This is a genomic window from Streptomyces sp. SID3212, from assembly GCF_009865405.1.
Taxonomy (GTDB): Bacteria; Actinomycetota; Actinomycetes; order Streptomycetales; family Streptomycetaceae; genus Streptomyces.
On sequence record NZ_WWJY01000833.1, the window covers coordinates 1 to 9738 of the forward strand.

The 9738-nt window shown below is 71.7% G+C and carries 9 protein-coding genes and 1 pseudogene; 7 read left to right on the top strand and 3 right to left on the bottom strand.

Annotated features, from left to right (window positions below):
* Positions 1-138: 138 nt before the first annotated feature.
* On the bottom strand, positions 139-561 hold the full coding sequence (locus GT042_RS25290; RefSeq protein WP_161311037.1) for a YjbQ family protein: 423 nt from the start codon (positions 559-561) through the stop codon (positions 139-141).
* A gap of 326 nt (positions 562-887) precedes the next feature.
* On the opposite strand from GT042_RS25290, the gene GT042_RS25295 reads away from it, so the two are divergent.
* Genes GT042_RS25295 through GT042_RS25315 form a run of 5 tightly spaced genes read left to right on the top strand, consistent with a single transcriptional unit; the run spans position 888 to position 5974 of the window.
* Positions 888-1763 carry an ABC transporter permease gene (locus GT042_RS25295; RefSeq protein ID WP_161311038.1) on the top strand — a complete coding sequence of 292 codons (876 nt, stop codon included), beginning with the start codon at positions 888-890 and terminating at the stop codon, positions 1761-1763.
* On the top strand, positions 1736-2551 hold the full coding sequence (locus GT042_RS25300; protein WP_161311039.1) for an ABC transporter ATP-binding protein: 816 nt from the start codon (positions 1736-1738) through the stop codon (positions 2549-2551). Before GT042_RS25295 ends, GT042_RS25300 begins: the two co-directional genes overlap by 28 nt.
* Positions 2541-3602 (top strand): ABC transporter substrate-binding protein, encoded by a 1062-nt coding sequence (locus GT042_RS25305; protein WP_161311040.1) that lies wholly within the window; start codon positions 2541-2543, stop codon positions 3600-3602. The genes GT042_RS25300 and GT042_RS25305 overlap by 11 nt, the downstream gene beginning before the upstream one ends.
* Complete coding sequence (locus GT042_RS25310) at positions 3599-4774, top strand: LLM class flavin-dependent oxidoreductase (protein ID WP_161311041.1); 1176 nt, start codon at positions 3599-3601, stop codon at positions 4772-4774. Before GT042_RS25305 ends, GT042_RS25310 begins: the two co-directional genes overlap by 4 nt.
* A 33-nt stretch (positions 4775-4807) precedes the next feature.
* Positions 4808-5974: an NAD(P)-binding domain-containing protein gene (locus GT042_RS25315; protein WP_161311042.1), complete on the top strand. Its 1167-nt coding sequence runs from the start codon at positions 4808-4810 to the stop codon at positions 5972-5974.
* Positions 5975-5992: 18 nt separating this feature from the next.
* Here GT042_RS25315 and mltG read toward each other — a convergent pair whose 3' ends face one another.
* The gene (mltG, locus tag GT042_RS25320) at positions 5993-6841 is read right to left on the bottom strand and encodes an endolytic transglycosylase MltG (protein WP_161311043.1); all 849 of its coding nucleotides are present in this window, start codon (positions 6839-6841) and stop codon (positions 5993-5995) included.
* A gap of 108 nt (positions 6842-6949) precedes the next feature.
* A complete protein-coding gene (locus GT042_RS25325) occupies positions 6950-8854 on the bottom strand; it encodes an ABC transporter ATP-binding protein (protein WP_161311044.1) in 1905 nt (634 codons plus the stop codon).
* A gap of 89 nt (positions 8855-8943) precedes the next feature.
* Between GT042_RS25325 and GT042_RS25330 the strand changes: the two genes are divergently transcribed.
* Positions 8944-9387, top strand: coding sequence for a MarR family transcriptional regulator (locus tag GT042_RS25330; protein ID WP_161311045.1), 444 nt, complete (start codon positions 8944-8946; stop codon positions 9385-9387).
* Between the two features lie 120 nt (positions 9388-9507).
* Positions 9508-9738 (top strand): annotated as a pseudogene (locus GT042_RS25335) (ABC transporter ATP-binding protein); the annotation flags it as partial.

The window sequence follows — 9738 nt, forward strand, 5'->3', positions numbered from 1 at the left end:
CACTCCGGCCGACGTGGCGAAGGCCCGCCGCAGCGCCACCGCGCCCTACCTCGCGACCCGGCTCGCCCGCTCCTGACGACGGCGCGAGGGCTGAGCACCGGCAGCGGTGTTCTGCCTTACGAGTGGCGGCTGTCCCGCTCAGCCGAGGAAGCTCAGGCGGACCTGGCGGTCGGGGTTGTCCCTGTTCGTGTCCACCAGGCAGACCGACTGCCAGGTGCCCAGTTCCAGGCGGCCGGCGATGACCGGGAGGGTGGCGTGCGGGGGGACCAGGGCCGGGAGTACGTGGTCCCTGCCGTGGCCCGGGGTGCCGTGGCGGTGCTGCCAGCGGTTGTCCGCCGGGAGGAGCGTGTGCAGGGCAGCCAGCAGGTCGTCGTCGCTGCCTGCTCCTGTTTCGATGATCGCCACACCCGCCGTGGCGTGCGGGACGAAGATGTTGAGGAGGCCGTCGCGGCCGGCGGCGGTGTCGTGGAGGAACCGTTCGCAGGCGGCCGTCAGGTCGGACACGGCCTCCTCGGGGCCGGTGCCGATGTTCAGGATCCTGGTGGTGAAGGCGTCTGGCATGGGTCCATCCTGCCCGCTCGCGCCGTGGGATCACGCGTCCGCGTGCCGAGACACCATTGACCGCGTCCGGAGGCGCTCGCTACGTTCTGCGCCATGTTGCGTTCAGCTCTGCTCACCACGCGCGGTCACATCGACCTGCTGCGGGTGGCTTCCGCCGCGTGTTGTCCCGGCTGCTGACCTTCTTCTTCCCTGTCGCCGCCGACGCCCGGTGCGACGTTCCGCATCGCCCGCAGTCCCGTTGACCGTGTGACGTCGTCGTGCGTGGTCAGGGGGCGTCGAGGCGTTTTCCCGTACGGCCCTCTCCCCCACCTGCCCGTGGAGCCGTCATGACCGTCGATCATGCCCCACCGGATCTTCCCGCCGCCCCGGCCGGGGAACGACCCCCCGAGCTGGAGGCGGTTGTCCCCGCCGCCGGACCGGGGAAACGTTCCTTCCCGCGCTCCGTCCCGCGCTGGCTGCGCAGGACCGTCGGGCCGCTGCTGCTCCTCCTCGCCTGGCAGGTGCTCAGCTCGACCGGCGTCCTGCACCCCGACACCCTCGCCTCGCCCGGATCCGTCGCCCGGTCGGCGGGGGATCTCGTCGCGGACGGCACCCTACCGACCGCGATGGGCGTCTCGCTCCAGCGGGTCGCCGTCGGACTGCTGATCGGCGGGGTCGCCGGGACCGTCCTCGCCCTCGCGTCCGGGCTCTCGCGGCTCGGCGAGGACCTGATCGACGCGACCGTACAGATGCTGCGGACCGTGCCGTTCATCGGGCTGATCCCGCTCCTCATCATCTGGCTCGGCATCGGCGAGGCGCCGAAGATCGCGCTCATCGCGCTCGGCGTCGCCTTTCACCTCTACCTCAACGTGTACGCCGGGATCCGGGGCGTCGACGAGCAACTCATCGAGGCCGGGCAGTCGTTGGGGCTGGGACGGTGGGGGCTCGTCCGGCACGTCATCCTGCCGGGCGCCCTGCCCGGCGCGATGACCGGGCTGCGGTACTCGCTCGCCACCGCCTGGCTGGCCCTGGTCTTCGGCGAGTCCATCAACGCCGACGCCGGCATCGGCTTCCTGATGAACCAGGCCCGGGAGTTCTTCCGTACCGACGTGATCGTCGTCTGCCTGGTCGTCTACGCCTTCCTCGGCCTCCTCGCCGATGCCGTCGTCCGCACTCTCGAAAGGCTGTTGCTGCAATGGCGACCCACCTTCAAGGGCCGGTGAACCGCGTGAATCGCGTGAACGGCGCGAACCACGTGAGCGGTGACACCGCCGTCCGGGTCACGGGGCTGACCCGGGCCTTCGACAGCCGGCCGGTGATCGACCAGCTCGATCTCACCCTGCGCGCGGGCGAGTTCACCGCGCTCCTCGGCCGCAGCGGCTGCGGCAAGTCGACCCTCCTGCGGATCCTGGCCGGCCTCGACCGCGACATCGAAGGGACCGTGCTCGTACCGAAACGGCGTGCGGTCGCGTTCCAGTCGCCGCGGCTGATGCCGTGGAAACGCGTCTGGCGCAATGTGCTGCTCGGCCTCGACGGCAGGCCCGGACGGGCCGTCGCCGAGGGCGCGTTGGAGGAGGTCGGGCTCGGGCACCGGTCGGGCGCCTGGCCCAAGACGCTCTCCGGCGGCGAGGCCCAGCGCGCCTCGCTGGCCAGGGCGCTCGTACGGGAGCCCGATCTGCTGCTGCTCGACGAACCGTTCGGCGCGCTCGACGCGCTGACCCGTATCAAGGCCCAGCAGTTGGTGGCCGAGTTGTGGCAGCGGCGCGGCTGCGCGGTGCTGCTCGTGACCCATGACGTGGAGGAGGCCCTGTTGCTCGCCGACCGTGCGCTGGTGATGCGGGACGGTGTGATCGCGTACGAGACGGAGGTCGGCCTGGACCGGCCACGCTCCGTCGGTGATCCCGCCTTCGCCGCGCTGCGTTCGCGGCTGCTCACGGAGTTGGGCGTCGACGAACCGGCTGCCACCACCGGGACGAGCGCCGCCACCACCGGGACGAGCCATGCCGCGTAAGCCGCGAGGGCTGACCTCCGCCCTCCTCCCCGTCGCCCTCACCCTCCTCCTCTCCGCCTGCTCCTCCGCCGCCGGCGACACCTCGGGCGGTGGCCTCGGTGGCAGCGGCAACACCGACGGCAAGGGATCCGTGACCCTCGACGTCGGTGACCAGAAGGGGGGTTCGGAAGCCGTCCTGCGGGCCGCCGGTGAGCTGGACGACCTCCCCTACCGCGTGAAGTGGTCCACCTTCACCTCAGGACCGCCCCTGCTCGAAGCCGTCAACGCCGGTGCCGTGGACATCGGGAGTGTCGGCAACACCCCGCCCGTCTTCGCCGCCGGAGCCAAGTCGAAGATCACCGTCGTGGCCGCCACCCACGGCGACTCGGCCGGCGAGGCCGTCCTCGTCCCCAAGGACTCGCCGCTGAAGAGGACAAGTGACCTCAAGGGGAGGACCGTCGCGGTCGCGCAGGGCAGTTCGGCGCACTACCAGCTGATCGCCTCGCTCAGGAAGGCCGGTCTGACGCCGGACGACATCAAGGTCACGCTGTTGCAGCCGGCCGACGCGCTCGCCGCCTTCACCAGCGGCAAGGTCGACGCCTGGGCGGTCTGGGACCCGTACACCTCACAGGTCCTGCGCGGCGGCAAGGGGCGGGTGCTGACCACCGGACGCGGGGTGGTGAACGGCCTCAACTTCCAGGTCGCCGCCCCCGCCGCGCTCCAGGACAAGGAGAAGGAGCAGGCGATCGACGACTTCGTCACGCGGCTGCGCCGGGCCCAGGACTGGGTCTTCGAGCACCCCGAGGAGTGGGCGAAGGTCTGGGCGAAGGACACCGGACTGCCGTACGACGTGGCCCTCGACGCGGTGAAGCGGAGTTACGGCACCCGCGTGCCGGTCGCCCTCGACGAGGCCGCGATCGCCTCCGAGCAGGAGATCGCCGACAGCTTCGCCGAGCTCGAACTCATCCCGGGCCGCTTCGACTTCGCGGACTTCGTGGACGACCGCTTCAACGACACCCTGCCGCCGTCGACCTCCCCGGCGCGCAGCTACGGAAAGGCCCCCTCCTCATGAGCATCCATCTGCACTGGTTCCTGCCGACGGGCGGTGACGGGCGGACCCTCGTGGACCGTCACGCGTACACCGACGGGGGCATCACCCGCTCCGGGAACACCGCCGTGACCGGGATCCGCGCGCCCGACGTCGACTATCTGGCGCAGATCGCCAAGGCGGCCGAACGCCTGGGCTTCGAGGGCGTGTTGACCCCCACGGGCACCTGGTGCGAGGACGCGTGGCTGACGACGGTCGCGCTCTCCCAGCACACCGACCGGCTCAAGTTCCTGGTGGCGTTCCGGCCCGGGGTGATCTCCCCCGTGCTGGCGGCGCAGATGGCGTCCACGTACCAGCGCGTCACGCGCGGCCGGCTGATGCTCAACGTGGTGACCGGCGGTGACTCCACCGAGCAACGGCGCTTCGGCGACCATCTCGACCACGACCGGCGCTACGCGAGGACGGCGGAGTTCCTCCAGGTCGTACGGGGCGTGTGGGGCGGTCAGCCGTTCGACTTCGACGGCGAGCACTACCAGGTCAAGGGCGGCCTGACGGCGCTGCCGCCCGACCCGCTGCCGCCGGTCTTCTTCGGCGGCTCCTCGGCGGCGGCGGGCCCGGTCGCCGCCGCGCACACGGACGTCTACCTGACCTGGGGCGAGCCCCCGGCGCAGGTGAAGGAGAAGATCAACTGGATCCGGGGGCTGGCCGAGGAGCAGGGCCGTACGGTCCGCTTCGGCATCCGGATGCACACCATCTCGCGGGACTCGGCGAAGGACGCCTGGGCCACGGCGGACCGGCTGCTGGACGACCTCGACCCGGAGACGGTCGCCGCCGCGCAGAAGGCGCTCGGCAAGAGCGAGTCGGTCGGGCAGCAGCGGATGCTCGCGCTGCACGGCGGCACCCGTGACCAGCTGGAGATCGCGCCGAACCTGTGGGCGGGGGTCGGACTGGTACGGGGTGGTGCCGGGACCGCGCTGGTGGGCAGCCACGCCGATGTCGCCGACCGGATCGAGGAGTACCACGAACTGGGCATCGAACACTTCGTGCTGTCCGGCTACCCGCACCTGGAGGAGGCGTACTGGTTCGGCGAGGGCGTGACCCCGGAGCTGGCGCGGCGCGGGCTGCTCGCGGAGCTGACGCCCCTGCCCGGCGCGGCGGGGGGCGGGGCGCCGCTGCTGGTGTCCGGGGGTCGCTGAGGCGGGAAGATCCCTCGTTCCCCGGCTGTTGCCATGAGCGTGAGCGACTTCGGCGTACGGGACATCGATGTGGTGGTCATAGGCGCCGGGCAGGCGGGTCTGTCCGGCGCCTACCATCTGCGCCGGTCGGGCCTGGAGCCCGACCGGGACTTCGTGGTGCTCGACCACGCCCCGCGCCCGGGCGGGGCGTGGCAGTTCCGGTGGCCGTCGCTCACGTACGGCCGGGTGCACGGCATGCACTCGCTGCCCGGCATGGAGCTGACCACGGCGGCGGCCGACGACACCCGGCCGTCCTCCGAGGTGATCGCCGCGTACTTCGCCGCGTACGAGAGCCGCTTCGACCTGCGGGTGCACCGGCCGGTGGACGTCTCGGCGGTACGTGAAGCCTCTGCGGTACGCGAAGGTTCCGCGATACGCGAAGCTTCCGACGTGCACGAACCTTCCGCCGTACGCGAGGGCGAGGCGGGACGGCTGCGGGTCGAGACGTCCGAGGGGGTCTGGTCGGCACGGGCCCTGATCAATGCCACCGGCACCTGGGACCGGCCCTTCTGGCCCCGCTACCCCGGCCAGGAGACCTTCCTGGGACGGCAGTTGCACACGGCGGACTATCCGGGCCCGGGCGAGTTCGCGGGCCTGCGCGTGGTCGTGGTGGGCGGCGGCGCCTCCGGGACCCAGCACCTGATCGAGATCGCGAAGGTGGCGGCGGACACGACATGGGTGACCCGGCGGCCACCCGTCTACCGCGAGGGCCCGTTCGGTGAGGAGCAGGGCCGGGCGGCCGTCGCCCTCGTGGAGGAGCGGGTCCGCCAGGGGCTTCCCCCGCAGAGTGTGGTGTCCGTGACCGGGCTGCCGGTGAACGAGGCGATCACCAGGGCGCGCGAGGAGGGGGTACTGGACCGGCTGCCGATGTTCGACCGGATCACCCCGACCGGTGTGGCCTGGGACGACGGGCGGACGGTGGAGGCCGACGTCATCCTGTGGGCCACCGGCTTCCGGGCGGCGGTGGACCATCTGGCGCCCCTGCGGCTGCGGGAGCCGGGCGGCGGCATCCGCGTCGAGGAGACCAGGGCCGTACGGGACGAGCGGGTCCATCTGGTCGGGTACGGGCCTTCGGCCTCGACGATCGGCGCGAACCGGGCGGGCCGGGCGGCCGTACGGGACATCAGGCGGCTCCTGGCGCGGGTGCCCGAGTCGGTGTGAGGCCCCGGGAACAGCCCCTCAGCCGGTGCGGCCGGCCGACCGGCGGTTCGCGTTGAACTCCGCCACGTTCCGCTGCTGCTCGGCGAAGCTGTCCGTGAAGCGGGTGTCGCCCGGCGCCACGGTGACGAAGTAGAGCCAGTTCCCCCGCGTCGGACGGACGGCCGCGTTCAGCGCCTCGTCCCCCGGGTTCCCGATCGGGGTCGGGGGCAGTCCCTTGCGTTCGTACGTGTTGTACGGGCTGTCGACCCCCGTGTCCCGGTACGTGGTGTCCAGGCTGCTGCGGTTCAGCGCGTAGTTGATGGTCGAGTCCATCTGGAGCGCCATGCCACGGGCGAGCCGGTTGTGGATGACCCGGGCGACCTTGCCCATGTCGGGCGCCGTGGCGGCCTCGGCCTGCACGATGCTCGCGATCGTGACGGTCTGGTAGACGGTCACGTGGTGGAGCTGGGCGCCGGCACTGACGTGGTGGTCCCCCAGCCGCTGGTTCGCGGTGTTGACCATGTAGCTGAGCAGGCTGGCGGGGGTGCTCTCCGAGTCCACCGGATACGTCGCCGGGAAGAGGTAGCCCTCCGGGTTGTCCCCCGCCGTCTCCGGGAGGTCGAGCGGTACGGACGCGGCCTTCCTGCGCGTGGTGCCGGCGGGCACGCCGAGGACGCGGTCGACGGAGGCGTACACCTGCGCGGCCCGCCGTCCCTCGGGAACGACCAGCCTGGCGGGTCCCGGACCGTCGGACCCCCGCTCGACCAGTACGGGCACCAGCACCGCGACGGCGATGACCAGGACGGCGCCCATCATGAGGACCAGCCGGCCCCGGCGGGTCAGCCGGGGACGGCGCCCCGGCCGGCGCCTCAAAGGGTCGTACGTCATACGCGCACGCTAACCCGGGGTGATCACCGATCACGGCACGTCGCGGGCGCCGACACGGCACGAGCCGGACCCCACCCCTGGAGCCCGGCATGATCGGCAGGACACCCCCTAGGGCGCGAGCGACGCCAGGTCCTCCGCCGGGGGCAGGGGCTCTCCGGCCCCCGCGGGCCGCGTGTCCCTGCGGACCAGGGCCGCGTACCGGCCGTCCTCCCGCAGCAGCTCCTCATGGGTGCCCCGCTCCACGATGCGCCCCGCGTCCAGGACCACGATCTGGTCCGCGTCCCTGATCGTGGAGAGCCGGTGGGCGATGGTGAGGGTGGTGCGTCCTTCGGAGAGCGCGTCGATGGCCTGCTGCACCGCCTGTTCCGTACGGGTGTCCAGCGCGCTGGTGGCCTCGTCCAGGATCAGGACGGGCGGGTCCCGCAGGATCGTACGGGCGATGGCCAGGCGCTGCTTCTCGCCGCCGGAGAAGCGGTACCCGCGCTCGCCGACGAGGGTGTCGTACCCGTCGGGCAGCGAGGCGATGTGGTCGTGGATCTGGGCGGCCCTGGCGGCCGTCTCCATCTCCTCGTCCGTGGCGTCCGGCTTGGCGAAGCGCAGGTTCTCGGCGACGGAGGCGTGGAAGAGGTACGTCTCCTGGGACACGACGCCGACCGCGCGGGCGAGGGTGTCGAAGTCCAGGTCCCGTACGTCCACCCCGTCCAGGAGGACCCGGCCGCCGGTCACGTCGTACAGCCGGGGCACCAGATAGCTGAGGGTCGACTTGCCGGACCCCGTGGGCCCGACCACGGCGAGACTGCCGCCGGCCGGGACCGTCAGGTCGATGCCACCCAGCGTCCGGCCGCCCTTGCCCTCGTAACTGAAGTCGACACCCTCGAAGCGGACCTCACCGCCGATCTTGGCGAGGCGGACGGGCTCGTCGGGCTCGGTGATGTCGACCTTCAGGTCGAGGTATTCGAAGATGCGCTGGAAGAGCGCGAGGGACGTCTGCATCTGCACACCGGTGGACAGCAGGCTCACCGCCGGGCGGAAGAGGCCCTGCTGGAGCGAGACGAAGGCGACGAGCGTGCCGATGGAGACGGCGGTGCCGCTCTCGTGCAGGGCGAGGCCCGCGACCCAGTAGATGACCGCCGGCATGGCGGCCATCACGATCCCGATGGTCGACATACGCCAGCGTCCGGCCATGTTCGACCGCACTTCCAGGTCGACGAGCTGCTCGGACTCGTCGGCGAACGCCTTCGTGAGCGAGTCGGCCCGGCCCATCGTGCGTCCCAGGAGGATGCCGCTGACGGAGAGCGACTCGGTGATGTTGGCCGCCATCGTGGCCATCTGGCGCTGGCGGTGGGTGGTGATCTTCTTGCGCTCGCGGCCGACACGGCGGCTGATCCAGACGAAGACCGGCAGCAGGAGCAGCGAGACGAGCGTGAGCCGCCAGTCCAGGGCCAGCATCGCGACGACCGTGGCGATGACGGCCGTGAGGTTGGAGACCAGGGAGGTCGCGGTGGAGGTCACGGTCGCCTGCATGCCGCCGATGTCGTTGGCGATGCGCGACTGGACCTCACCGGTCCGTGTCCTGGTGAAGAAGGCGAGCGGCATGCGCTGGAGCTGGGCGTACACGCCGGTGCGCAGGTCGTGCATGACACGCTGGCCGACGGTCGTGGAGATGAGGGTCTGGAGCACGCCGAAGACGCTGTTGACGACGGCGGTGAGGATCATGCCGAGGGCGAGCAGGCTCAGCAGGCCCGTACGCCCCTGGGGGATGGCGGTGTCGAGGATCTCGCGCAGCAGGAACGGCGAGGCGACGGAGACCAGGGACGAGGCGCCGACGAGCAGTCCCACGACGGCGAGGCGGCCTCGGTAGGGGCGGAAGAGACGGAAGATGCGCCGCAGCTCGGCGGGCGGCTCCCGGCCGGGCGCCTCGGCGTCGGGACCGCCGACTTCGGGGCCACCGGGGGCGGGACGGCCGACATCGGGGGTCGGAGAGGGTTTCCAGGTGGGGGCGTGCGGGTTCATGGGCTCCTTCGAGAGGTGTCGATACTTCCTTGAGCATAGCCGACTGTTACCTATGCTCACAATGAGCGTGGTCCTGATATTATTCCGCCATGGACACCCCCGATCCCGACGGCGTGCTGGCCGAGCAGCTGTTGCGTCTGACCCGGCGGCTCCACCGCCTCCAGAAGCGGCAGCTGGAACCGATCGGTATCACGCCCGCGCAGGCGAGACTGCTGCGCACGGTCGCGCTGTACGACACTCCGCCCCGCATGGCCGATCTGGCCGCGCGGCTGGAAGTGGTTCCCCGCGCGGTCACCACCCTGGTCGACGGTCTTGAGGCGAGCGGCTGGGTCCGCCGCGCCCCGGACCCGACCAACCGCAGGGTGGTACGGATCGAGCTGACCGACACCGGCACGGCCACGCTCAAGTCGCTGCGGCTGGCCCGCCGTTCGGCCGCCACGGAGATCCTGGCCCCGCTGACCGGCGAACAGCGCGAGACGCTGGGCGGGCTGCTGGCGACCCTGGTCGACGGGACCGCCGGCCCCCGCTGCTGACCCCGCCCCGACCTGGCGGATGGCTCGATTCCGCTCGTCCCGGAGAAAATCGATTGCTCCTGGCCGTGCGCGAGGGCGAACCTTGCACGGTTTGGGCCACTCCACCAGTCATGGGACATCATGCAGATTCGCGACCTTCCGTATCCCGATCCAGGGGTTCCCGACGCGCGGTCGGGCCCGCGTTTCCTGCTGTGGCTCGGACGCAACCAGCTCGGCGGCCAGCTCAAGGCCGTGGCCTGGGGACTGCTGCACCACCTGGGCATCGCCGGTCTCCCGGCCGGCGCCGGGCTCGCCGTCCAGGCCGTGGTGGACCGCTCCGGCGGGCGCCTCGCGTGGGCCGGCGGCCTCATC